The sequence below is a fragment of the Streptomyces sp. NPDC019224 genome, assembly GCF_040632605.1.
Lineage (GTDB): Bacteria > Actinomycetota > Actinomycetes > Streptomycetales > Streptomycetaceae > Streptomyces.
Genome location: NZ_JBEYCF010000054.1, coordinates 1 through 24,628, shown reverse-complemented (window position 1 = coordinate 24,628; position 24,628 = coordinate 1). Strand labels below are relative to the sequence as shown.

The window sequence follows — 24,628 nt, the reverse complement described above, 5'->3', positions numbered from 1 at the left end:
GGACTCAGCCGACCGTCGTTCCTCCGGACAGGTTCACGCCCCGGGCGCGCACGGGGCGGTCGATCTCCTCGGGGTGCAGAGCGGCCGCATCGGCCGGCAGGGACACCTCGACCGCTGACGGGCGGCCCCGGTCGAGTACCGATGCGAGTATCTCGCCGACCCGGATCGCGGTGTTGGACAGCAGCGACGAGGTGATGCCGTGCGTGTGCTCCGTACCGCCCTGGAGGTAGATGCCGCTGCGCAGTGCGGCGTCCGTGGTGACGCGGTAGTCGCGTTCGACGCGGACGCGCCCCTCGTCGTCGCGCAGGCACAGGTCGGCGACCCCGCCGAGAAGGCCGAGGGGGTCGACCGGGTGGTACCCGGTGGCGAACACCACGACGTCGGCGTCCAGGAGGGTCTCCTCGCCGGTGACGAGGGACTTCACCGTGGCGCGCACCTTCTCCGGGGTCTCCTTGACCTCGGCGAGGCGGGACACGTTGAGGAAGCGCAGCCGCTCGGTGCCGAGCACCTTCTCGCGGTACATCTCCCGGTACAGGTCGTCGATCAGGTCGATGTCGACCACGGAGTAGTTGGTGTTGCCGTGGTAGTCCATCAGCCGGCGCTTGACGTTGCCGGGCGCGGCGAAGTACTCGTCGACCGCGTCCGGGTCGAAGATCTTGTTGGCGAAGCCGCTGTCGTCGGCGGGGCTGTATCCGTAGCGGGAGAACACCGCGCAGACCTCGGCCTCCGGGAAGCGGCGGTGCAGGTAGGCGACGTTCTCGGCGGCGCTCTGGCCGGCGCCCACGACGACGAAGCGGGCGGGCGACGTGCCGTCCAACTCGCCGACCCGGGTCAGCAGTTCGGAGGTGTGCCAGACCTTGTCCCCGCGCTCGACGCCTTCCGGCAGCCGCGGGCGCAGCCCCGTACCGATGACGAGGTTGCGGGCACGGTGGACGGTGAGTCCCTCGCCGGACCGTACCGTCACGTCCAGGTGGTCGACGACGCCGTCCCGCAGGACGGGGGTGACGCCGACGACCTCGTGGTCGTAGGAGACCAGGTCGTCGACCTGGGCCGCGGCCCACTCGAAGTACTCGTGGAACTCGACCCGCAGCGGGAAGAGGTTCTTGTGGTTGATGAAGTCGATCAGGCGCCCCTTGCTCTTCAGGTAGCAGAGGAAGCTGAACTCACTGGCCGGGTTGCGCAGTGTCACCAGGTCCTTGAGGAACGAGACCTGCATGGTGGCGTCGTCGATGAGCATGCCCCGGTGCCAGCCGAAGGCCGGTTGCTGCTCGAAGAACTGGGCGCTCACCGCTTCCCGCGTCCCGGAGCGCGCGTTGTGCTCGCTGATCGCGATCGCCAGGGCCACGTTGGACGGCCCGAAGCCGATGCCAATGAGGTCGTGGATCGGTGCTGCGTCGCCAGGACGAGCCTGTGACATGTCACTCCCATCGTGCGGGGAAGCCGCCTGTCGGATGCGGGGAACGGGCGAAGAACGGGCACGCCGAAGGAAGCGACCCGATGAACTTAGGTGAGCCTAAGCTAATTCGCCAGCGCTGTCGACAGGCGCACCCCGGGCGGGACCACCGCCGGGCCGCCCCAACTGGAGCACTTCACGCACCCGTTGCAAGATAAGGTAAGCCTTGCTTTACTTGCCCAGCTCTGTCTCTACGTCGAGGAGGAACCCCATGCGGGTCGTCATGTTCGGTTACCAGACCTGGGGGCACCGCACCCTGCAAGCCCTCCTGGACTCCGAGCACGACGTGGTGCTGGTCGTCACCCACCCCAGGAGCGAGCACGCGTACGAGAAGATCTGGAGCGACTCCGTCGCCGATCTCGCCGAGGAGCACGGCGTCCCGGTCCTGATCCGCAACCGCCCGGACGACGACGAGCTCTACGAGCGCCTCAAGGCCGCCGAGCCCGACGTCATCGTGGCCAACAACTGGCGTACCTGGATCCCGCCGCGCATCTTCGCGCTCCCCCGTCGGGGCACCCTGAACGTCCACGACTCGCTGCTGCCGAAGTACGCGGGCTTCTCACCGCTGATCTGGGCGCTCATCAACGGCGAGAGCGAGGTCGGCGTCACCGCGCACATGATGAACGACGAGCTCGACGCCGGCGACATCGTCCGGCAGGAGTCCGTCCCCGTCGGCCCGAAGGACACCGCCACCGACCTCTTCCACAAGACCGTCGACCTCATCGCCCCCGTCACCACCAAGGCGCTGGCCCTGATCGCCGACGGGCAGACGGAGTTCACCCCGCAGGACCGCTCGCAGGCCACCTTCTTCCACAAGCGGTCCGAGGAGGACATCCGGATCGACTGGAACTGGCCGGCCGAGGACCTGGAGCGCCTGGTGCGCGCCCAGTCGGCCCCGTACCCCAGCGCCTTCGCCTTCCACCGCGGCAGGCGGATCGAGGTCCTGGCCGCTGTGGTGTCCGAGGGCCGTTACGGCGGGACGCCCGGCCGGATCTTCTACCGCGAGGGCGAGGGTGTGGTGATCGTCGCCGGTGCCGACGCCCGCGCCGGCCGCAACCGCGGCCTGGCCATCACCCGGGTCCGTACCGAGGACGGCCGCGAGCTGCCCGCGACGGAGTACTTCACCTCCATGGGCGGCTATCTGACCAGCCGTCCCTGATCCCCCGGCTCGCACGTGTGCCCCGGCTCCGGCCGGGGCATACGCATGCCGACGGGCGCGACGACGGGGCGGGAGAGGCCACTTGGGCCTCTCCCGCCCCGTCGCGTACCGCGTCCTACGCCTCCTTCGGCCGGGTACGGGGCAGCCGCGTCGCGGCGGCCGCGGCGAACAGGCAGAAGCCGAGCACCCACCAGAAGGTGTCGCCGAAGGCCGCGGCGGTGTCCGCGCCCCGGGCGGCGAGCCGGTTCTGCAGGATCACCGCCAGGGCCGCCGTGCCGACGGAACCGCCCACGGTGTTCAGCAGGTTGAGCGCGCCGGCCGCCCGGGGCAGCTGTTCGGGCTCGATCCGGCTGTAGACGATGTTCATCACGGGCGCGCCGATCATCGACATGCCGAAGCCCCGGACCACCAGCGCCGCGGCGATCACCGCGTCCGGGACCCCGTGCCCGAGCAGGGTGAACGGGGCCGTTCCGACGAGGATGAGCACGATGCCGGTCACGACCAGGGACCTCGGCGCGGCCTTGGTGATGGTCCGGTTGACCAGCACCGAACCCGCAGCCGCGCCCAGTCCCTGGGGCGCGAGCAGCAGCCCGGCCTCCCACGCCGACATGCCCCGCCCCGACTGGAAGTACAGCGGCAGCAGGAACATCGTGCCGAACACCGAGGCCCCGAGCACCACGAGCGCGAGGGCTGCGGCGCCGAAGGGCGGCCGGGTGAACAGCCGGGGGTCGACGAGCGGGGTGCCCCGGGTCCGCAGCCCGTGCACGGTGAAGGCGGTCAGCATCACGACTCCGGCCGCCACACCCACCGAGGCCGGGAGGGCGCGGTCGTGGGCGACCTCGGTCAGCCCGTACACCAGCACCGCCAGGCCGGGTGAGAGCAGCAGGGCCCCGCGCAGGTCGAACGCCGTCCGCCGGGACGCCGGAGGCACCACCGGCACGTGACGGCGGGCCAGCAGCACCGCCGCGATGCCGATCGGCAGGTTGACCAGGAACAGCCACGGCCACGGCGCCACGGCGAGCACCGAGCCCCCGGCGAGCGGTCCGAACACCGGCGAGAGCAGCGGGACGACGGCGACGACGCTGATCACCCGGCCGGTGCGCCCCGGCCCCGCGACCCGGGCCAGCAGCGCCTGCCCGGTCGCGGGCAGCAGTCCGCCGCCGAGACCCTGGATCACGCGGAACACGATGAGGCTGGTCGCGGACCAGGCCGAGGCGCACAGCACCGAGCCGAGCAGGAACACGCCCACGGCGGCGATCCAGGTCCGCCGGCCGCCGAACCGGCCGGCCAGCCAGCCGGAGGCGGGGACGGCGGCGACGATCGCCAGCAGATAGGCGGTGGAGACCCACTGGATCTCGGCGACGGACGCGTCGAACTCCTCGGTGAGGCGGTCGAGTCCGACGCTGACGACGGTGGCGTCGAGCGAGGCCATGAACGTGCCGAGGACCAGGATGAACGCGATCCGCAGCAGATCCTTGTCCACGCGTTCGGCGGCCGGTGCGGACTGCGCGGTCATCGGTCCTCCAGAAGGCCGCGCACGTCCTCGTCCAGGTACTGCTCCATGTTCCGCAGCAGGTGGACCAGTTGGCCGGCGAGCCCGTCGACGTCGGTGCCGGCCCGGTGGGCGAGCACGCCGGTCCAGCCGTCGCCGTCCGGCATGACGGTGAGGGTGGCGGGGTGGTGGGTGGACTCCCGGAAGCGCGTGCCGAGGACGGTCAGGCCGGGGGCCGGCTCGCGCAGGCGGTCCGGGTCGACCGGGTAGTTCTCGAACACCACCATGCTGTCGAAGAGCCTGCTTCGACCGGTGAGCCGTTCCAGGTCGGACAGGGCCGCATGGTGGTGTTCGACCAGGTTGCGCTGGCGGGTCTGGAGGTCGGAGAGCACGGCGGACAGGGTGCCGGTGAGCCGGGCCCGTACCGGCACGGTGTTGGCCAGCAGGCCGATGATCTCCTCCACGCCCTCCAGCTCCGGGGGACGGCTGGAGACCATGGCACCGAAGCAGACGTCCCGGTGACCGGAGCGCCGGGCCAGCAGCACCGACCACGCGCCCTGCACCAGGGTGTTGGGGGTCAGTCCGCGCCGGGCGGCGAGCCGGGTGAGCCCGGCCACGAGCGCCGCGTCGAACGAGATGACCTCGGGCTCCTGCCGGGCCGGGCCGCTCCCGCCGCCGCCCAGGTAGTCGCCCTCGGGCAGTCCGTCGAGCTCGGCCGCCCAGGCGTCGAGGTCCGGCTCGTGCTCCGCGCACCAGGCGAGGTAGTCCGCGAACGGCACGGGGTCCGGCAGTCCGTGCGCGCGGTTCTCGGTGCGCGCGGTGTACAGGGCGAACAGCTCGCCCAGGATGCGCGGGGCGGACCAGCCGTCGGACAGCGCGTGGTGGCTGGTCAGGACGAGGTCGGCGCGCTCGTGACCGCACCGGATCACGGTGATCCGGTAGAGCGGGCCGCGGGAGAGGTCGAAGGGTTCGGCGAGGTCGGCGGCCAGCACCTCGTCGGCCGGCGCGTCGGTGACGCGGAACTCCGGCCGCGGCGAGTCCGGGACGACCGCCAGGGAGGCGGGGAACACCGCGCCCAGGTTGGGGTGCCGGGCCAGCAGGTCGTCGCCGGCGCCCCGCAGCGCGTCGGTGTCGAGCGGGCCCGCGAGCGAGAACACCGACTGCACGGTGTACGGGTCGGGGCGCTCGGTGCGCGAGTGCCGCAGCATCACCTCCTGCAGGGGGGTGAGCGGCTGTACGGCGGCGACCTGCCGGTCCCCGAGCGCGCTGATCTCGGGTGCGGCGGCGACCCGCAGCAGCGCCGCCCTCAGGTGCTCCGCCAGCTCCTCGATCTCCGCGCCGCCGAACAGCGCGCCCGGCCAGGTGATCCGCACCCCGAGCACGTCGTCGCGCACCAGGGCGTTGACCATGAGGCTGTACGGCAGGGGCATCGGGCCGGAACCGTCGGAGCCGAGCGGGTCGGCGTCCGGGGCCGGCTGCCAGGGCGTCTCCGTCTCCGGGGCGCCGGGGTACTGGCCGAGGTAGTTCCAGGCGATCTCCGGGCGGACCGGGTCGAGCAGGCCGGCCGTGGTGAGGATGCCGTGTCCGAGGCCGTCGCCCTGGGCGCGCAACCGCTCCCGGACCGCGCGCACGTCGTCGCCGGCGTCGAGCCGGACGGGGTGGACGGCGGTGAACCAGCCGACGGTCTGCGAGAGGTCGACCTCGCGCGGCCGGCCGTGGCTCTCCAGGGCGACCAGCAGTTCCGGGGTGCCGCGCCAGTCCCGTACCGCCTGGGCGAGCGCCGTCAGCAGCACGGCGTCGGGGGTGGTGCGGTGGGCGGCGGGCAGGGTGGTGACCAGGGCTCGCGTGGCGTCCGCGTCGAGCCGGATCTCGTGGTGCGCGGCGGTGCGCACGGTGTCCCGGGCGGGGTCGAGCGGGCGGGTGAGCGGCTCGGTGGCCGTCATCCGCCGCCAGTGCGGGAGTTCGGGGCGCCGGTCGGCTTCGCGCAGGGTGCGGGCCCAGCCGAGGAAGGACTGCCCGTGCCGGGTCAGCTCTCCCCCGTCGTGGGCGTGCCGGAGGTCGTCCAGGAGGATGCGCCAGGACACCCCGTCGGCCACCAGGTGGTGGGCGATCAGGACGAGCCGGCCGGGCCGGTCGGGCCCCGCGTCCACCCAGACCGCGCGCAGCATCGGTCCGGTGCGGGGGTCCATGGCCTCCCGGGCGGCGGCGGTCGCGGCGTCGGCGGCGGCCCGCGGGTCGCCGCCGGCCGGGACACGGACCAGGACGTCGGCGCCGGTCACCTCGCCGGCCGGCGGGATGTGCAGGACATCGTGCCGGTCGCCCAGGCGGGCGCGCAGCACGTCGTGCCGGGCCAGCAGGGCATCGAGCACGGCTGCCCAGCCCGCCTCGTCGCCACCGGCCGGAACGCAGACCTCCACCCACTGGCAGAAGCCGTCGGCGGCCTTCCCGGCGCGGTGCAGCAGGTCCCGCATGACCGGGGTCAGCGGGGCGTCCCCGACGGCCGGGGCGGCCTCGCCGTCCAGGGCGCGGACCCGGGCGGCGATGCCGGCGACGGTCTCGCCGTCGAACACGTCCTTCGGGCTGAGCCCGAGCCCCTGGCGGCGGACCCGGGAGACCAGCTGGAGGGAGACGATGCTGTCGCCGCCGATGTCGAAGAAGTTGTCGTCGGGGCCGATGTCGTCGCGGCCGAGGACGTCCCGGAACACGGCGAGCAGCAGCTCCTCCGCCTCGGTGGCGGGTTCGCGCCGGACGGCGGAGACGGTGGCGGGGGCCGGCAGGGCCGAGGCGTCCAGCTTGCCGCTGGGGCTCAGCGGGAGGCGGTCGAGGGGGACGAGCGCGGTCGGCACCATGTGGTCGGGCAGCCGCTCCGCGAGGTACGCGCGCACCTCGGCGGTGTCCAGGTCGGCGTCGTCGGTCGGGATGACGTAGCCGACGAGCCGGCCCTCGCGCATCACGACGGCGCCGGCGCGGACATCGGGGTGCCCGGTGAGGACGGTCTCGATCTCGCCCAGCTCGACGCGGAAGCCGCGCACCTTGATCTGGTGGTCGGCGCGGCCGAGGAACACCAGCTGCCCGTCGTGCCGCCAGCGCACCAGGTCGCCCGTGCGGTACATGCGGGTGCCGGGCGGGCCGTACGGGTCGGCGACGAACGCGCCGGAGGTCAGGCCGGGGCGGCCGAGGTAGCCGCGGGCCAGGCTCGGGCCGCCGAGGTACAGCTCGCCGGTGACGCCGACGCCGACGGGCTGGAGTCCGCCGTCGAGCACGTAGGCGCGGACGTTCGGGTCGGGGCGGCCGATCGGCAGCGGTCCGGCGTCGTCCGGGTCGTAGTGCCAGGTGGTGGAGTTGATGGTGACCTCGGTGGGCCCGTAGGCGTTGAACAGCGCCCTGCGGCCCCGGCCCCAGCGGTGGGCGAGCTCCGGGTCGAGCCGTTCGGCGCCGACGACGAAGAACACGTCGGGGTCGACGGTGCGGTCGTCGGGCATGGCGGCGAGGAACGACGGGAGCAGGTTCACGCCGGTGACGCGGTGTTCCACGAGGTAGTCGAGGAGTTCGTCGCCCGGTACGCGCACCTCCTCGGGTGCGATGACCGACGTACCGCCGGACAGCAGGGGCACCATGGTCTGCCAGAACGCCACGTCGAAGCTCGTCGACGCGAAGTGCAGATAGCGGTCGTGCTCGGTGACGCCGACGACCTCCTCCTGGAGCGCGATCAGGTCGGGCACGCCCCGGTGGGTGACGCCGACGCCCTTGGGACGGCCGGTGGTGCCCGAGGTGTAGATGACGTACGCGAGCGCGTCGTCGGTGAGCCGGGCCCGGGCGTCGGCCGGGTCGGTGTCCGGTACGGAGGCGAGGGTGGCCGGGTCGTCGAGGCGCAGGACGGGGAGATCGCGGTCGACGGGCAGTTCGGCGCCCGTCGACACGACGGCCGCCGGGGAGATGTCGTCGAACATGTACGCGAGCCGTTCGCGCGGGTAGGCCGCGTCCATCGGCACGTACACCGCGCCCGCCTTGGCCACGCCGAACAGGGCGACGGTCATCTCGACGTCCCGGCCGATGAGGACCGCGACGGGGTCCTGGGGCCGGACACCGTGCGCGATGAGCGCGTGGGCGAGGCGGTTGGCCTGCCGGTCGAGTTCGTCGTAGGTCAGGCTGCGGTCGCGGCAGACCAGTGCTTCGCCGTCCGGCTTGCGCCGGACCCAGCCGGCGAACTCCTCCAGCCAGTGGCCGCGTTCCTTCGCGGCGACGGTCTCGGTGCCGGTGCGCAGCATCCGGGCGCGCTCGTCGGCGTCGAGGGCGGGCAGCGCGACGGCGGGCCGGGCCGGGTCGTCGGTGATCTCGCGCAGCAGGTGGTGCAGCCAGCGGCCGTAGTCGCGCACGGTGTCCCGGTCGAAGGCGCGGGGCTGGTAGCCGAGGCCGATGGTGATCTCGTCGCCCGGGATCACGATGACGGTGAGGGCGTAGTGGGTGGCGTCGGTGATGTCGACGCCGGTGAGGTCGAGCCCGGGGGCGAGGGGGGTGCGGGTGCGGCTGGAGAGCGGGAAGTTCTCCATCACGAGCATGGTGTCGAAGAGTTCGCCGACGCCCACGGCCCGCTGGATGCCGGGCAGTCCGACGTGGTGGTGCTCGGCGAGGGCGACGCTCTCGGCGTGCACCCGGGCCATGAGGTCGGTCACCGTGCGGTCCTGGGTGTACCGGACGCGGACCGGGACCGTGGTGCCGAGCTGGCCGATCATCGATTCGACGCCGTCGACCTCGGCGGGCCGGCCGGAGACCGGGCAGCCGAAGACGACGTCGCGGCGGCCGGTGAGCCTGCCGAGCAGCAGGCCCCACGCCGTCTGGAGGACCGTGGTCAGGGTGATGCCCCGGTCGCGGGCGAAGGCGCGCAGCCGGTCGCTGAACTCGCGGCTGAGGGCGACGGTCTCCCGGCCGGGCCGTTCGACGGCGGTGCCGGTGCTCGCGGGTGCCAGCCGGGTCGCGTCCTCGACGCCCGCGAGCGCCTCGCGCCATGCGGTGAGCGACGCCTCCTCGTCCCGGCCGGCCAGCCAGCGGAAGTACTCCGACAGCGGCGGGGAGACGGGGGCGGCGGGGCCGCCGCCGAGTTCGGCGTAGATCGCGAGCAGGGTGCGGCCGACGATCGGCATCGACCAGCCGTCGAGGAGGGCGTGGTGGTTGGTGATGACGAGCTTGTGCTCGGCGGGCCCTACGCGGGAGAGCAGGAAGCGGATGAGCGGTGGCCGGGCCGGGTCGAAGGGGCGCTCCAGGTCGGCGCGCGCCGCTTCGGGGAAGTCGTCGTCCTGCCGCCATTCCAGGGTGACGTCGGCGGGGATCACCTGGACCACGTCGTCCCCGACCGTGCCCAGGTGGACGCGGAGGGCGGGGTGGCGGCGCAGCAGTTCGCGGGCGGCGCGTTCCATCCGGTCCGGTTTCAGCTCGCCGGACAGGGTGGTCACGGCCTGGACGACGTAGACGTCGGCGTCCGTCTCGTCCCGGACCAGGGTGTGGAAGGACAGCCCGACCTGGAGCGGGGTGGCGGGCAGCACGTCGTCGACGCGGCCGGTGCGCTCCAGGGCGTCGATGGCGTCCTGGTCGAGGGAGACCAGCGGCAGGTCGGAGGGGGTGAGCCCGCCCGTGGTGTGCAGGGCGTGCGCGGCCAGGGCGTCCAGCGCGGCGGCCCAGGAGTCCTGGAGGGCGGCCAGGGCGTCGGGGCCGAGGACCTCACCCGCGGCGGTCCACTCGACGGCGAGCCGGGGCGCGTCGCCCTCGTGGACGAAGCAGTTGAGGGCCAGCACCTGTTCCAGGGCCTTGGCGCCGGGCTCGGTGACCGAGAAGGCGTCGTGCTCGGGCAGCCGCCAGCCGTCGGCGGCCAACGGGGCGAACCGGCCGAGGTAGTTGAGCAGGACGTCCGGCGGCGGGACCACCGCGAGTTCCGTGCCCGCCTCGGGGTCGAGGTGGCGCAGCACGCCGTAGCCGACGCCCCCGTCGGGGACGGCACGGCGGGCCTCCTTGGCGGCGCGGAGCATCGCGCGCACATCGTCGGACGCGGGCACGCGGACGGGGTACTCGCTGGTGAACCAGCCGACCGTGCGCGCCAGGTCGAGGTGTTCGCGGCCGTGGCCCTCCATGGACACGGTGACGGCGTCGCCGCGCAGGCCCCAGCCGCGCAGGGCGAGGACGAGGGCGGCGAGCAGGACCTCGTCGACGCCGGCCCGGTAGGCGGCGGGCAGCGTGGTCAGCAGGGCCTCGGTGGCCTCGGGCGAGGCGGTCGTGACCGAGCGGTGGGCGGTGGCGACGGTGTCGCGTGCGGGGTCCAGCGGGCGGGCGCCGAGCCGGGACGCGGAGTCCAGTGCGGTGCGCCAGTGGGCGAGTTCGCCGCGTCGGGCACCGGTCCTGCCCTGTTCGGCGAGGACCTGGGCGTGCCGCCGCCAGGACGTGCCGACGGGTGCGGGAGTGCCGCCCGCGCAGGCCGTGTGGAGGTCGGGCAGCAGGATGCGCCAGGACACGCCGTCCATGGCGAGGTGGTGCACGACGACGACCAGCCGGTCCGGTGCCTCTTCTCCCGTCCGCAGCAGGGCGGCGCGCACCAGGTCGCCGGTGCGGGGGTCGAGTTCGCCGGCCAGCCGCCGGGCCAGGGCGGCCACTTCTTCACCGCTCGTCTCCCGCACGGCGGCCCGGACGGCGCCTCGGGGCAGGATCTCCGGTCCTTCGGCGACGCGCAGCCGCAGGGCGTCGTGGTGGTCGATGAGGGTCTGCACGCCCCTGGCCAGGTCGTCCAGGGTGAGTGCGTCGACGTGCAGGGCCGTCCACTGGGCGTATCCGGCGACCGTGTCGATGTCCGGGTGCGGGGCGAGCAGGCCGCGCACGATGGGCGGGGCCGGTACCGGGCCGACCGGTTCGTCCGCCGGGCCGACCGCTTCCGCCAGGAGTTCGGCGGAGGCGGCGAGCGCGGCGAAGGTGCGGCGGGCCAGCAGGTCCTTCGGGCGCAGCCCGAGACCGAGGGCGCGCAGCCTGCTGCTGACGGTGATCGCGGTGATGCTGTCACCGCCGAGGGCGAAGAAGTCGTCGTCCACGCCGACCCGTTCGACGTCGAGTGCGTCGGCGAGGACGCCGCACAGCAGCCGTTCACGTTCGGTGCTCGGCTCCCGGCCGCCGCCGGGCAGGGCGGGCGCGGGCAGGGCGGCGCGGTCGAGCTTGCCGTTGGGCGTGACGGGCAGGGAGCCGAGCACCACGACGGCGGCGGGCACCATGTGCTCGGGCAGCCGCTCGGCGAGCCGGGCGCGTGCCTCGTCGCCGGTGAGGGAGGCGGACACGATGTAGCCGACGAGCCGGGAGGAGAGGACCCGCGCGGCGGCGGCGGTGACGCCGGGCAGGGCGGCGAGCGCCTCCTCGACCTCGCCGGTCTCCACCCGGTGGCCGCGGATCTTGACCTGTCCGTCGCCCCGGCCGCCGTACTCCAGGCCCCGGCCGGGCACCCAGCGGGCCAGGTCGCCGGTGCGGTACATCCGCTCGCCGGGCGCGCCGAACGGGTCGGCGACGAAGCGTTCGGCGGTCGCTCCGGGCCTGCCGAGGTAGCCGCGGGCCAGGTGGGGTCCTGCCAGGTACAGTTCGCCGGCCGTGCCGGGCGGGACGGGCTGGAGGGCGTTGTCCAGGACGTAGACCCGGGTGCCGGCGAGGGGGTGGCCGATGACCGGTTCGCCGTCGTCGATGCGGGCGGTGGTGGCGTCCACGGTGGCCTCGGTGGGCCCGTACATGTTGCGTGCGGCGATGCCCGAGGCGGCGACCCGGCGCCACAGGGCGGGCGGGGTCGCCTCGCCGCCCAGGAGCAGCAGCGCCGGGGGCAGGTCGAGCAGGCCGGCGTCGATGAGCGGGGTGGCCATCGAGGGGGTGGTGTCGACGATGTCGATGCCGTCGCGGGTGTACGCGGCGAGCAGGGCGTCGGCGTCGCGGGCGGTCTCGCTGTCGTACACGTGGAGTTCGTGCCCGCACAGCAGCCAGACGAGGTGCTCGAAGGCGGAGTCGAAGGCGAAGGAGTAGGTGTGCGCGGCGCGCAGCCGGCGGCCGGCGGCCCGTTCGGCCTCCGCGACGACGGTGGCCCGCTGGTGGTGCAGCAGTGAGGCGAGGCCGCCGGTGCGGCCGAGTACGCCCTTGGGCCGGCCGGTCGAGCCGGAGGTGTGGATGACGTAGGCGAGGTGTCCGGGGTCGCGGGGCCGGGAGAGTTCGGCGGTGGTCAGGGGTTCGCCGGACAGTTCCGCGGCCTCGTCGAGGAGTGCCTTCCAGGGCAGTCCGTCGACCGTGCCGTCGGTGAGGACGAGGAGGGGGCGGGTGTCGTCGATGAGTTCGCGCAGCCGCTCGGACGGGTGCGCGGCGTCGAGCGGCTGGAACGCGGCGCCCGCGTGGAGCACCGCGAGCAGGGCGACGACGGAGTCGGCCGAGCGCGGCAGGGCGAGCGCCACCACGTCCTCGGCACCGACGCCGCGGGCGCGCAGGGCGCGGGCCACCCGGTGCACCCGGTCGGCGAGTTCCGCGGCGGTCAGCCGTTCGTCGCCGCAGACCAGGGCGGTGTGATCGGGTCCGGCTGCGGCCATCGCGTCGAACGCGGCCGGCACGTCGAGGGGTGTGCCGGGCAGGGCGGGCGGGCTCCACCGGGCGAGCAGCCCGTCGACGTCGCCGGCGAGGGCGATCCGGCCGACGGGCAGACCCTTCATCAGTCCGGACAGCAGGGCGCGCAGCCCGCTCATCAGGCTGTCGACGGCGGCCCGGTCCTTGGCGCGGGCGTCGACCTCGAAGCCGAGCAGGAGCCCTCCGTCCCGGGTCGGCAGGACGCTCAGGCCCATGTCCTCGGGCGGTCCGCCCGCGACGTTGCGCATGATGCCGGCCGCGCCGGCGAAGTCCAGCGTCAGGTCGAACGCCTTGAGGTTGATCCCGCGTCCGTGCAGCAGCGCGCCGGCGCCGGGAACGCCGAGGTCGCGGGGCAGGTCCTCGCCCCGGTAGCGCTGGTGGTCGCGCATCTCGCGCATGGCGGTGGCGACCCGCCGGCTCAGCTCGCCGAGCCGGTCCTCGCCGCGCACGGTCACCCGCAGGGGCAGCACGTTGACCGCCATGGACGGGGTGCGCAGCGCGGCCGAGCCGGTCCGGCACATCAGCGGCAGCGCGAAGACCACGTCGGTCCGGCCCAGCATGCGGTGCAGGAAGGCCGCGTAGCAGGCGATCAGTACCTCACCCCAGGCGACGCCCTCGGCGTCGGCGAAGGCGCGCAGGGCCGCGGTCTCCTCGGCGTCGAGTTCGGCCCGTGCGGTGAGCGTGCGGTCGGGGGCGCCGGAGGTGCCGGGGCCGTCCTCGGCGTCGACGTCGGGCAGCGGGGTGAAGCGTTCGACCCAGTACGCGCGGTCCTCGGCGGCCCGGTCGCTCGCGCGGTAGGCGGTGTCCTCGGCGACGAGCGTCGCGAACGCTCCGAACGTCGAGCGGGGCGGCTCCGTGCCGCGCACCAGGGCGGTGTAGTGGGCGGCGGTGCGCCGGGCGAGCATGGCGGCGGTGTAGCCGTCGAAGACGAGGTGGTGGCCGAGCTGGGTGTACCAGACCTCGCGGTCGGAGAGCTTGATGACGGTACGCGAGTACAGCGGGCGGTCCGTCATGGCCCGGCAGTCCTCGGCCAGGCGTGCGCGTTCGGCGTCGACGAGCGCTCGGGCCGCCGCCGCGGGGTCGGCCTCGGCACTCACGTCGACGAGCGGCGGCAGCGCGACGGGTTCGTCGCCGACCGCCTGGCGTGGCCCCTCGGGGGTCTCGTACACCCTGAGCCGCAGGCTCTCGGCCTCCTCGGTGGTGGCCCGGACCGCCTGCGCGAGCGCCTCCGTGTCGACGGGTCCTTCGCCGGATATCTCGACCACGTCGCCGACGACGTAGTACGGCGAGTCGGGTTCGATGCGCTGGGCGTTCCAGATGCCCAGTTGGGCTCCGGTCAGGAGAAGGAGGCCGTCGGGGGACGCGCTCGCGGTGGTCAACTTACTCTCCTTGCAGTGTGGGAACGACCATCGGAGTGCCGGTCACGGGGTCCGGGACGACGACGCTGGGCAGGTCGAACACGTCCTTGATCAGCGTGGCGTCCACGATGTCCCCGGGGTCGCCCTCGGCGACCACCGCACCGGCCTTCATGGCCACCAGGTGGTCGGCGAACCGGCACGCCTGGTTGATGTCGTGCAGGACCGCGACGACGGTGCGGCCCTCGTTGCGCAGCTTGGCGAGCAGGCCGAGCAGTTGGTACTGGTGGGTGATGTCGAGGAACGAGGTGGGTTCGTCGAGCAGCAGGTAGGACGTCTGCTGGGCGAGCACCATGGCCATCCAGACGCGTTGCCGCTGCCCGCCGGAGAGTTCCTGCACCGGCCGGTCCGCCAGGTCGGCGACGCCGGCGGCGGCCATCGCCGTGTCGACGGCCTCCTGGTCGTCGTCCGACCACAGGGCCAGCATCGACTGGTGCGGGAAGCGTCCCCGGCCCACGAGCTGGCGGACCTTGATGTCCTCGGGCGCCATGGGGTCCTGCGGCAGGAAACCGAGCTGCCTGGCCAGCGCCTTGGTGCCGAAGGCGCCGACCTCGCGCCCGTCGAACTCGACCTGTCCGGCGTGCGGCTTCAGCAGCCGTACCAGGGCGCTCAGGAGGGTGGACTTCCCGCAGGCGTTGGGGCCGACGATGGCGGTGAACGCGCCGTCGGGTATGTCGAGGGTCAGCCGCGTGGACACGACCCGTTCTCCGTAGCGCAGGGTGATCTCCCGCGCCGTCAGGCGTGCGGTCACGCGCGCCTCACCTCCTTGGTCAGCAGCCAGATCAGATAGCAACCGCCGATCGCGGTGCTCACGACGCCCACGGGCAGCGCGACGGGCGCCAGCAGCATCTGGGCCAGCAGGTCCGCGCCCTGGAGCAGCACCGCTCCGGTCAGCGCGGCCGGGAGCAGCGGTATCCCGGCGGCTCCCGCGAGCCGGCGGCCGATCTGCGGCGCGGCCAGCGCGATGAAGGCGATGGGCCCGGCCACGGCGGTCACAGTGGCGGTGCAGCCGACGCCGACCAGGACCATCAGCAGCCGCAGCCGGCCGAGTCCGACGCCGGTGGTCACGGCGACCGGGTCGCCGAGCGCCGACTGGTGCATGGCGTGGGTCCGGGTGGTCATCAGGAGCAGCAGCACGCCGATCACGGTGAACGGGATGCCGAGGTCCTCCCAGCCCACCCCGTTGAGCGAGCCCGCGCTCCAGCCGACGGCGGCGATGGCCACCTCCAGTTCGGCGCGCAGCACGATCCACGAGTTGATCGCGGTCACCATCGCGTTGACGGCGATGCCGATGACCACCAGCCGGAGACCGGAGAAGCCGTGTTCGAGCGAGAGCAGGTAGATGGCGGCGGCGACGGCCAGTCCGCCGAGCACGGAGCCGACGGCCAGCTGTGCGGACGTGCCCGACAGTACGGTGAGGGCGGCCAGGGCGCCGGTGTAGGCGCCTGCGTCGAGCCCGATGACGTCGGGGCTGCCCATGGGATTACGGGTGAGGTTCTGGAAGAGGGCGCCCGCGACGCCGAGCGCGGCGCCGAAGACGAGGCCGGCCAGCACGCGCGGCAGCCGCCAGTCCCGGATCACCACGGAGTGTTCCGATCCGGTGAGGACGGCGAACACCCGGGAGGGGGACGTCCATGACGCCCCGTAACACAGTCCGAGGAGGCCGAGGGCCAGCATCAGGGCGGCCAGCACCACGACGAGCACCACTGTGCGGCGTTCGGCCCGCAGTCCGAGCACGTTCACAGCGACCCCGCCCCGTAGCGGCGGACCGCCCAGATCAGCATGGGACCGCCGAGGAACGCGGTCACGATGGCCACCGGCACCTCGCCGGTGGGCAGCAGCACGCGTGAGGCGATGTCGGCCACCAGCAGCAGGACCGGGCCGAGCACCATGGTGTAGAGGATCAGCCAGGGGACGGAGCCGGACGCCGGTTTGCGCGCGAGGTGCGGCACGATCAGCCCGACGAAGAGGATGGGTCCCGCCACCGCCGTCGCCGCGCCGCTGAGCACGGTGATGAGGACGAGGGTGGTGACGCGGACCCGGCCCACGTCGGCGCCCAGGGTGTGCGCCACGTTCTCGCCGAGCGTCAGGGCGTTCAGCGCCCGGCTCAGCAGCAGCGCACCGGCCAGGGAGACTGCGATGGCGGTCAACGGCCATGCCAGGGATGCCTGTTCACGACCGGCCAGCGTTCCCACCGACCAGAAGCGGTACACGTCGAAGGTGTCGGGGAGCATCAGCCGCAGGCCGAGGGCGACGCCGCTCAGCACCGCGGTCAGCGCCACCCCCGTGAGCACCAGGCGCAGCGGTGAGCGCCGGCCGACCGCGGTCACCAGCAGCGCCGCGATCACGGAACCGACGACGGAGAAGCCGAGTTGGCCGGCCTGGCCGCCGGCCAGGCCGAGCGCGGACCCGATGGTGACGGCGAAGCCGGCGCCCGCGGTGACCCCGAGGATGCCGGGCTCGGCCAGCGGGTTGCGGGCGAGCGTCTGGATCAGCGCGCCGGCGACCGCGAGCGCGGCACCGACGGCGACGGCGAGCATCGCGCGCGGCGCCCGCACGTCCCGCACGACGACGTGGTCGTCGGTGCCCCGGTAGTCGAAGAGTGCGCGTACGACTTCGCCGGGGGCGACGTGGCGGGCCCCGACGCCCATGCTGAGTACGGCGAGAGCTGCCAGCAGCACCAGTCCGCCGGCGAGCAGGGCGGTCTGCGGGAGGGCCCGCCGGGTTCCCGCCGCCTCGGACGCGCGGCCCGCGACGGTCACCGGTTCAGCAGCGGAGCGAGCGACTCGTCGATCGCGTCCAGCGTCAGCAGGGCCTCGCCGTAGGTGGCGGCCTCGGTGTAGCGGTACGGGTAGACCTTTCCGGCCTTGACGGCGGGCAGGTTCTTCCAGAGCTTGGAGTCCAGGACGTACTTGACGGACTCCGGGACGCTGCCGTCGGCGTTGACCGAGTAGGTCAGGGCGTCGGCCTCGCGGAAGGCGTCGGGCAGTTCCTCGATGGAGGGGTACTCGCTGACGGCCTGGGAGCCCGGGCCGGGCTTCTTGACCTTGCCGTAGTAGGTGGCGCCCAGGTCCTCGGCGACGTTGGTGCCCCAGGAGCCGTTGAACTCGCGCTGGAAGGTGCCCTTGGCGGCGTCACCGTAAGCGCCGACGTGGCCGAGCGCGAGCTTCGGCAGGACGTCCTTGTACGTGGCGGCCAGCTCGCCGGCCTTGGTGTCGTACGCCTTCTTCTGGGCGTCGAACTGCTCCAGCGCACCGGCGGCGTCGGCCTGCTTGCGGGAGAGGTCGCGCCAGGCGGACGGCAGGCTCGGGCCGATCGCGACGACGGGGGCGATCGACTTCAGCCGCTTCATGTCGATGTCGCCGAGCACGGGCGCCGGCACACCGATGACGATCAGGTCGGGCTCGGCCTCGGCGATGGCCTCGTAGTTGGTCTCGGCCGCCTGCTCGCCGGCCACCTTGGTGAGCTTCTTGTAGGTGGCGAGGTCTTCCTTGCTCATCATCGGCTCGCCGCGCTTCCACGACGAGATGCCGACCAGCGGTGCGTCGGCCTCGATCAGCGCGGGCACCGCGTAGCCGGTGGCCACCACACGCTTCGGGTTCGCCGGGATCGTGATCTTGCCGTTGTCCGCGGTGAACACCCGGGTCCCGCTCTTCTCCGAGGCGGAGTCCGACCCGCCGTCCGAGGATGACCCGCATCCGGCCAGTACGAGGGCCAGCGCGAGGGCGCCGACCAGGCCGGACGATCTGCGTATGGACATTCCAAAACTCCTTGCTACTTAGGTAAGGCTCACCTTAGTTGATGACCTTTTGGCAGAACAACCCCGAGTGGCCCGCCACCCGGTCCGACCGGTGGATCAGCGGTCGTGACTGTGCTCGTGCTCGTGGTCGTCCTCGTCGAAGTCCGCGACACCGCGCTTCCAGTAGCCGGTGATGTCGCAATCGGCCTTCTCCAGGCGCAGTTCGTCCCGGACCCAGCGGCGCAGCGGCTTGATCTGCCCGGCCTCGCCCGCGACCCATACGTAGGCCCGCTCCCCCTCGGGGACGATGACCGAGGTCGCGGCGCGGACCAGTGCGTCACCGGCCCCGGCGGGCGCACCGCCGCGGTGCAGCCAGCACACCTCGAAGCCGTCGGGCGCGGCCAGTTCGATCTCCTCGTCGGCGCCCGCGACTTCGATGAACGCCCAGCCCCTGGCGGTCCTGGGCAGTTCTTCCAGCCACCGCGCGATGGCGGGCAGGGCGGTGAGGTCCCCGACGAGCAGATAGCGGTCATAGGTGTGCGGAACGATCAGCCCGCCGGGCGGTCCGGCGACGTGGACGGTGTCTCCGGGCTGCGCCTTGCCGGCCCAGTCCGAGGCGAGTCCGCCCTCGTGCACGGCGATGTCGATGTCGATCTCGTCGGCGACGGGGTCGTAGCGGCGCACGGTGTACTCGCGTGAGGTGGGCAGGGGCCTCGGCCAGCGCAGCATCACCCCGTCGCGCTCGGGCAGCCGCAGGGTGCCGTCCGCCTCCCGGAAGATCAGCTTGACGTGTTCGTCGGGCGCGTGGGCCTCGAATCCCTCGGCGCCGGGTCCGCCCAGCGTCACCCGCAGGAGGCCCGCGCCGACGGTGGCCGTGCGCACGACCCGGACCTCCTGGATGCCGATCGGGTAGCCGACCTTCTCGGCGTGCCGGCCGGCGCGCACCTCGGCGATCCGCTCCAGGTGACGGTCGCGGTGGTCGGTGCGGCTCATGCGGCCTCACCCGCCAGCAGCGCCTGCCAGTGGCCGAGTTCGGGCAGTTCGAACAGGTCGGGGAACTCCAGCGTGGTCGCCCCCGCCGCACGCCAGCGCTCGACCAGGACCATGATCCGCATCGAGTCGAGACCGAGGTCGACCAGGTTCTCGTCGGGCGCGATCTCACCGGGCTCACAGCCCAGCAGTTCGGCGATGTCGGCCCTGACACGGTCGGGCGACAAGGTCTGACTCATCGGAGTGCTCCTTCGGGGGTGGGCGCCGACGGCGGGTCGGAGCGAGAGTTGCGGTGGGCACGGAGCCGGGCACGGGAATGCGCACGCGAACGGCCGCCCGGACAAGGGCCGTTCACGGGACGAAAAGGGTGGCGGCGGCGATGGGGCGCCCCGGCCCGCCGGGCGAGCACGGCGGCTCGGGGCGGGACGTCACGGACGCGGCCGGCGCCTCGCGGGCGACGACCTCCGCCGAGAGCGGTGCGGCACGGACCCCGCGGTGTCGAGCGAACCGGGGTCCCCCACCTCCCACGCCCACACACAGCCCCCCTCAAGACCAGGCAAGGCTAACCTAACATCGCCGCGTGCGGCGCGGGCACCCCTTCCGCCAACCGAACGGCCGAGGCGCGCAGTTCGAACACCGGCCCCATGGCGTACACCCCCGCCCCTCCTGCGCGAACAAGCGAACTTAGGTTACCCTCACCTAACCTACCGTAGGTGCTGCTCCGGGTGAAGACCCGCCGCAGGCGTACCGCCGCGCCGCCCGGCGCACCTCATCCGCGCATCCTCATCCCTGGCCCCGCTGACGGGGCCATCGAGAACGGAGTCCCCGTGTCGACGGCATCCCGAGTCGCCACGCACATACCCGCGACCCACCCGGCCACCGGGGCGGCCACCTCCCTCCTGGACGCCTACGCGCCCGGGGCGTGCTTCCTCGCCACCCCCAGGCGCACCCTGCTGGCCCACGGCCCCGGGCGCCAAGTGCCGCACGGCGCGCAACCGGTGGACCAGCGGGTGTCGGCCACCCTGGCCGAGGCCGCCGACGCCGGACAGGAGGCACCGGTGGTGATCGGCGCGATCCCGTTCGACCACACCGCACCGGCCGCCCTGAGTGTGCCCGCCACGCTGCGCACCGCCCGGCCCCTCGCTTCCGACCCGCTCGTCGCGCTGCCCTCGCCGGGGGCGGCCTCCCCCGACTGGCACATCCGCCCGGTGCCGGAGCCGGACGTCTACGCGGCGGGCGTCGCCTCGGCCGTGGAGCGCATGTGGCGCGGCGAGTTCAGCAAGGTCGTCCTCGCCCGCACCCTCGAACTCACCTCCCCCGCACCGCTGGACGTGCCGGCCATGCTCCAGCGCCTGGCCCGCCGCGATCCCTCCGGTCACACCTTCGCGCTCCCGACCGGCCCCGGCCGCACCCTGATCGGCGCCAGCCCCGAGCTCCTGGTCTCCCGCCGGGGCCGCCAGGTGGTCGCCAACCCCCTCGCCGGCTCCTCCCCGCGCAGCGACGACCTCGCCGAGGACGTCCGCCGCGCCGCCGCGCTCCTGGAGTCCGCGAAGGACCTCCACGAGCACGCCGTCGTCGTGGACGCCGTGCACCAGGCCCTCGCCCCGTACTGCTCCGGGATGACCGTCCCGCCCCGGCCGACCCTGATCCGTACCGCCACCATGTGGCATCTGTCCACCACGGTCACGGGCACGCTCACCGACCCGGCCACCTCGGCCCTCACCCTGGCCTGCGCGCTGCACCCCACGCCGGCGGTGTGCGGCACGCCGACGGTCACGGCCCGGCAGGTGCTGACGGAGACCGAACCGTTCGACCGCGGCTACTTCACGGGCATGGTCGGCTGGGGCGACGCGGGCGGCGACGGCGAATGGGTGGTCACGATCCGCTGCGCCGAGGCGGAGGAGCGCACGCTGCGCCTCTACGCGGGCGCCGGCATCGTCGCAGCGTCCGAACCCGAGGCCGAAACCGCCGAAACCGCCGCGAAGTTCCGCACCTTCCTGAGCGCGGTGGGCGCCGAGCTGTGAGGCCGGTCCCGCCCTCCGGCGGTCCGTCGGCGCCGCGGCGGGAGAGCCCCGCCCCCTCCCCCGGCGGCCCGTGCCTCAGGCCGCCAGGGCGGCGGGCTCGCCCAGCCGGGCGGCCGCGGTCCGCCAGGCGGCGGTGACGGCGAGCCGGGCCTGCGCGGTGGCCGCCGGTCCCTCGCCGTCGAGGCAGAGCGGCAGCCCGACGTGGACGTGGAGGCGGGGACGGCGCACCGGAGCCGTGGCCAGGCCCGCGAGCTGCTTGACGGCCGAACCGGAGGTGACGCGGCGCGCTCCGGCCTGGCCCACCGGGATCACGGGCGCGCCGGTGCGGTGCGCGAGCCGGGCGAGCCCGCGGTGGAAGGCGCCCGGCGCGGCTTCGGCCGCGTCCTCGCGGAGGGGCAGGCCGCCCTCGGCGTAGATCAGGATGTGCCGGCCCCGCTCCAGCGCCTCCTGGGCGAGGCCGAGCGCCCGGGCCGCGCGGGGGTCGCCGCGGTACACAGGGATATGGCCCTCGCGCGCGAGGGCGCGGCCGAGCAGGGGCACGCTCCAGAGGCCCGCCGTCGCCATGACGACGGGGCGGGCGCCGAGGCGGAGCAGCGCCGCCAGGACGATCGCGGGGTCCGCGAGCGAGGTGTGGTTGGCGGCGATGATCCCGGCCGGCGGGAGGGCGGCGCCTTCGTCAGTGGTGAGCGTCAACCGTCCGACGGCGGGGACCAGTTGACCGGCAAGGCGGCTGAGCATGGGGTTCTCCGGTTCGCTCGGGATGGACTCCCATCGTTTCGGGTGGGACGGCCGTGCGGCTGAGCGGTCGTACTCATCCGCCGTGTGTATCCGGGCGGGTGGCCCCCGGCCGGGGCCCCTGTGCGACGTCGGCGAGCGCCGAGGCCACCGGCTCGACGAGGAAGGCGTCGAAATCGGTGAAGTGCCGGTGCGGTGCACCACCCCGGCGACCTCGGCCGTACGCGCCGAGGCCCCCTGACCCCGGTACGGATCCGGCTCAGCCCACCAGGCCCGGCGCGCGCAGCATCTCGTCCGGGATGCCCCAGGCGTCGACGAGGCCCACGGCCAGCGGGCGGACCTTGCGGCAGAGGTCGTTCACCTCACGGCTGATCGCCTTGGAGCGCTGTACGGTCAGCCGGCCGTGCTCCATGAACCAGGCGCGGTCCGCCTCGATGGTGGACAGCGCGAACAGGTCGCACAGCAGGCCCAGGGCCTCCTTGTTACCGCCCTCGGGCAGCGCGCGCACCTTCTCGACGAACGCTTCGAGAACCAGCCGTTCGACGTGCGCGCGGGCGAGAGCGATGACATGGTCCTGCACGTACGAGAAGACGGCGCCCGGGTCGCGGTGCTCGTCGATCCCGCGCTTGAGCCTGCGGGCCACCCCGGCGAGCATGTGCTCCTCGCGGAAGCGGACCATGGCGAGCTGGTACTCCGAGTCGAGCAGCCCGGCTTCGCGGTCCCATTCGTCGCCGCCGGGCAGCAGGTCCCGTACCCGCTCCAGCAGCTTGTGGACCGAGGTCTTCTCCATGACCGTCTCGACGGCGAGCCCGGCGACATGGCGAACGGTGCCGAGCTGGTCGAGGTCCTCGAACTCGCTCGCGTAATGGGTGAGCAGCCCCTTGGCGACGAGTTGCAGCAGGACGTGGTTGTCCCCCTCGAACGTGGTGAAGATGTCGCTGTCCGCCTTGAGCGCGGCGAACCGGTTGACGCTGAGGTAACCGGCGCCGCCGCACGCCTCTCGGCACTCCTGGACGACCCGGGTGGCGTGCCAGGTGGCGAGCGCCTTGGTGCCGGCGGCCCGCGACTCCAGCAGGCGCCGCGCCTGTTCGTCGTCGTCGGCGCCGGAGAAGACGTCGTGCAGCTGCGTGCGCACGACGTCCTGCGCGAAGTGCAGCGCGTACGTGCGCGCGACGAGCGGCAGCAGCCGGCGCCGGTGCAGTCCGTAGTCGAGGAGCAGCTGCTCTCCGGTGCCCGGGGCCGCCGCGAACTGCCGCCTCCGCACGGCGTACTTGGTGGCGATGGCCAGGGCCACCTTGGCCGCGCCCACACCGGCACCGGCGACACTGACCCGGCCCTGCACGAGCGTGCCGAGCATCGTGAAGAAACGCCGTCCGGGGTTCCCGATGGGGCTCTCGTAGACGCCGTCGGCGGTGACGTCGGCGAACCGGTTGAGCAGCCCCTCGCGCGGCACCCGTACGCCGTCGAAGCGGATGCGGCCGTTGTCCACGCCGTTGAGGCCCATCTTGCGGCCGTCGTCCTCGATCCGGACGCCGGGCACCACCTCGCCGTCCTGCCGGATCCGTACGACGAACGCGTGCACGCCCTCGGCCTTCCCGGCCACCTCCAGCTGGGCGAAGACGACCGCGAGCTCCGCGTGGCGGGCCGCGTTGCCGATGTAGTCCTTGCACGCCTCGTCGCCGGGGGTGGTGAGGACGAACTCGCGGGTGTCGTGGTCGTACCGCGCGACCGTCCCGAGCGACTGCACGTCGGAGCCGTGCCCGGTCTCGGTCATCGCGAAGCAGCCCATCAGGCGCCCGGTGATCAGGTCCGGCAGGTACGCCCCGTGGTGGCGCTCGGTGCCCAGCTGCAGGATCGCGCCGCCGAAGAGCCCGAACTGCACACCCACCTTCACCAGCACCGACAGATCACCGTAGGCCAGCGTCTCGAACGCGGCGATGGACGCCCCGACGTCGCCGCCCCCGCCGTATTCCTCCGGAAACCCCATCCCGGTCTGGCCGGTCGCGGCCATCTCGACCACGATCTCCCGCACCCGTTCGCGGAACGCGTCGATGCCGAGCTCCTCGGCCTCCTCCAGGACGGAGGCGTATGCCACCAGGTTGGTCCGGACGAGGTCGCGGATGCCCGCGTAGCCGCCGTCGAGCACCTCGGTCAGCGCCGGCACGTCGACCTCGGGCTGTACGTAACCGCCGGTGGCGGATGTGTTCTCAGTGGCCATGCCCCTTCGCTACCCCGGACGGGGACGATCAAGCTATGGCCACAGCACCTCCCCCTCCCGGACCACCAAGGGCTCGTACCGGTCCGCTTCGCAGAACCGGGTCCACCCCAGGCGCACCGCCCCGCCGGCACCCCGGTGCCGGTCATCGGCCCGGCCGGCCAGCCACCGGAGCAGCTCACCGGTGAGATCGAAGTCGTCCGGATGGATCTCCTGCCGAACGGTCAGGGCCCACGCCCCGCCCCGGCCCCGCTCCAGCACCGATACGAGCGCTCCGCCGGTCTTCCAGGCCCCACCGCGACCGCCCAGCAGTGGCTCGGGGTGGTCCTCGACGACCAGTTCACCGTCGTCGTCCTCCGTCACCTCGGGGAACTCGGCGACGATGCGGAGGGCCTCCGGCCGGGCACCCAACCCGAGATGCCACCGGAGCTCCGCGACCTCCTCCGCCGGAAGGCCTTCGCGCAGGTCCAGGGCTATGAACAGCTCGTAGATGTCAGCCATGCCGGCACGCTACCGCCCTCCGCACCCGGCGATCCGACCGACGACGGCCGCGGCCGACGATCGCCGCCCTCTTCAAGGTGAGCCCTCGCACCATCGGCAACGCACTTGTGGAACTTCGCCCGCTTCTCAAAGAGGAGGGGTACAACCCCACCCCCGTCCGCAGGACTCAACAGCTTTACAGCCCAGAAGGGCCGGCACGCTCGACCGTGATGTCGGTGCCGAAGTAAGCGAACAGCGTGCCGGACAGGTTGTACAGCGTGCTGCCGGCGACCTCGCGCGTCTCCAGCGG

General features: G+C 73.4%; 14 protein-coding genes. 2 read left to right on the top strand and 12 right to left on the bottom strand.

The features are described from left to right. Nucleotides 1-4 precede the first annotated feature (4 nt). On the bottom strand, nucleotides 5-1,417 hold the full coding sequence (locus tag ABZ564_RS27100) for a lysine N(6)-hydroxylase/L-ornithine N(5)-oxygenase family protein (RefSeq protein WP_360861419.1): 1,413 nt from the start codon (nucleotides 1,415-1,417) through the stop codon (nucleotides 5-7). Nucleotides 1,418-1,664: 247 nt separating this feature from the next. Here ABZ564_RS27100 and ABZ564_RS27095 point away from each other — a divergent pair, with 247 nt between their 5' ends. Continuing rightward, on the top strand, nucleotides 1,665-2,612 hold the full coding sequence (locus ABZ564_RS27095; protein WP_360861417.1) for a methionyl-tRNA formyltransferase: 948 nt from the start codon (nucleotides 1,665-1,667) through the stop codon (nucleotides 2,610-2,612). Nucleotides 2,613-2,727: 115 nt separating this feature from the next. Here ABZ564_RS27095 and ABZ564_RS27090 read toward each other — a convergent pair whose 3' ends face one another. The 8 genes from ABZ564_RS27090 to ABZ564_RS27055 form a co-directional block, all read right to left on the bottom strand. Then, complete coding sequence (locus tag ABZ564_RS27090; protein WP_360861415.1) at nucleotides 2,728-4,128, bottom strand: DHA2 family efflux MFS transporter permease subunit; 1,401 nt, start codon at nucleotides 4,126-4,128, stop codon at nucleotides 2,728-2,730. Beyond that, on the bottom strand, nucleotides 4,125-14,099 hold the full coding sequence (locus ABZ564_RS27085) for an amino acid adenylation domain-containing protein (RefSeq protein ID WP_360861413.1): 9,975 nt from the start codon (nucleotides 14,097-14,099) through the stop codon (nucleotides 4,125-4,127). Before ABZ564_RS27085 ends, ABZ564_RS27090 begins: the two co-directional genes overlap by 4 nt. 1 nt (nucleotide 14,100) lies before the next feature. Then, on the bottom strand, nucleotides 14,101-14,886 hold the full coding sequence (locus tag ABZ564_RS27080; RefSeq protein ID WP_360861411.1) for an ABC transporter ATP-binding protein: 786 nt from the start codon (nucleotides 14,884-14,886) through the stop codon (nucleotides 14,101-14,103). Continuing rightward, nucleotides 14,883-15,878, bottom strand: a complete 996-nt coding sequence (locus ABZ564_RS27075) for an iron chelate uptake ABC transporter family permease subunit (protein WP_360861409.1) — start codon at nucleotides 15,876-15,878, stop codon at nucleotides 14,883-14,885. Before ABZ564_RS27075 ends, ABZ564_RS27080 begins: the two co-directional genes overlap by 4 nt. Beyond that, nucleotides 15,875-16,897: an iron chelate uptake ABC transporter family permease subunit gene (locus ABZ564_RS27070; RefSeq protein WP_360861407.1), complete on the bottom strand. Its 1,023-nt coding sequence runs from the start codon at nucleotides 16,895-16,897 to the stop codon at nucleotides 15,875-15,877. Before ABZ564_RS27070 ends, ABZ564_RS27075 begins: the two co-directional genes overlap by 4 nt. Next, nucleotides 16,894-17,895 (bottom strand): ABC transporter substrate-binding protein, encoded by a 1,002-nt coding sequence (locus ABZ564_RS27065; protein ID WP_360861405.1) that lies wholly within the window; start codon nucleotides 17,893-17,895, stop codon nucleotides 16,894-16,896. Before ABZ564_RS27065 ends, ABZ564_RS27070 begins: the two co-directional genes overlap by 4 nt. A gap of 96 nt (nucleotides 17,896-17,991) precedes the next feature. Further along, nucleotides 17,992-18,867: a siderophore-interacting protein gene (locus tag ABZ564_RS27060; protein ID WP_360861403.1), complete on the bottom strand. Its 876-nt coding sequence runs from the start codon at nucleotides 18,865-18,867 to the stop codon at nucleotides 17,992-17,994. After that, entirely contained in the window at nucleotides 18,864-19,103 is a 240-nt protein-coding gene (locus ABZ564_RS27055) for a phosphopantetheine-binding protein (RefSeq protein ID WP_018102783.1), read from the bottom strand. Before ABZ564_RS27055 ends, ABZ564_RS27060 begins: the two co-directional genes overlap by 4 nt. Before the next feature lie 588 nt (nucleotides 19,104-19,691). Between ABZ564_RS27055 and dhbC the strand changes: the two genes are divergently transcribed. Beyond that, complete coding sequence (gene dhbC / locus ABZ564_RS27050) at nucleotides 19,692-20,888, top strand: isochorismate synthase DhbC (protein WP_360861401.1); 1,197 nt, start codon at nucleotides 19,692-19,694, stop codon at nucleotides 20,886-20,888. A 75-nt stretch (nucleotides 20,889-20,963) separates the two neighbouring features. Here the strand turns inward: dhbC and ABZ564_RS27045 are convergent, their stop codons facing one another. The 3 genes from ABZ564_RS27045 to ABZ564_RS27035 all read right to left on the bottom strand — a co-directional run bounded on the left by ABZ564_RS27045 (nucleotide 20,964) and on the right by ABZ564_RS27035 (nucleotide 24,339). Then, entirely contained in the window at nucleotides 20,964-21,626 is a 663-nt protein-coding gene (locus ABZ564_RS27045; RefSeq protein WP_360861399.1) for a lysophospholipid acyltransferase family protein, read from the bottom strand. Between the two features lie 256 nt (nucleotides 21,627-21,882). Further along, nucleotides 21,883-23,841: an acyl-CoA dehydrogenase gene (locus ABZ564_RS27040; RefSeq protein WP_360861397.1), complete on the bottom strand. Its 1,959-nt coding sequence runs from the start codon at nucleotides 23,839-23,841 to the stop codon at nucleotides 21,883-21,885. A gap of 33 nt (nucleotides 23,842-23,874) precedes the next feature. Next, nucleotides 23,875-24,339 (bottom strand): hypothetical protein, encoded by a 465-nt coding sequence (locus tag ABZ564_RS27035; protein ID WP_360861395.1) that lies wholly within the window; start codon nucleotides 24,337-24,339, stop codon nucleotides 23,875-23,877. Between the last annotated feature and the right edge of the window lie 289 nt (nucleotides 24,340-24,628).

Bases quoted from the DNA above. Each gene is read 5' to 3' on its own strand.
- ABZ564_RS27100 (WP_360861419.1), bottom strand. From the start codon at position 1,417: ATGTCACAGGCTCGTCCTGGCGACGCAGCACCGATCCACGACCTCATT.
- ABZ564_RS27095 (WP_360861417.1), top strand. From the start codon at position 1,665: ATGCGGGTCGTCATGTTCGGTTACCAGACCTGGGGGCACCGCACCCTG.
- ABZ564_RS27090 (WP_360861415.1), bottom strand. From the start codon at position 4,128: ATGACCGCGCAGTCCGCACCGGCCGCCGAACGCGTGGACAAGGATCTG.
- ABZ564_RS27065 (WP_360861405.1), bottom strand. From the start codon at position 17,895: ATGTCCATACGCAGATCGTCCGGCCTGGTCGGCGCCCTCGCGCTGGCC.
- ABZ564_RS27060 (WP_360861403.1), bottom strand. From the start codon at position 18,867: ATGAGCCGCACCGACCACCGCGACCGTCACCTGGAGCGGATCGCCGAG.
- ABZ564_RS27055 (WP_018102783.1), bottom strand. From the start codon at position 19,103: ATGAGTCAGACCTTGTCGCCCGACCGTGTCAGGGCCGACATCGCCGAA.
- ABZ564_RS27045 (WP_360861399.1), bottom strand. From the start codon at position 21,626: ATGCTCAGCCGCCTTGCCGGTCAACTGGTCCCCGCCGTCGGACGGTTG.
- ABZ564_RS27040 (WP_360861397.1), bottom strand. From the start codon at position 23,841: ATGGCCACTGAGAACACATCCGCCACCGGCGGTTACGTACAGCCCGAG.
- ABZ564_RS27035 (WP_360861395.1), bottom strand. From the start codon at position 24,339: ATGGCTGACATCTACGAGCTGTTCATAGCCCTGGACCTGCGCGAAGGC.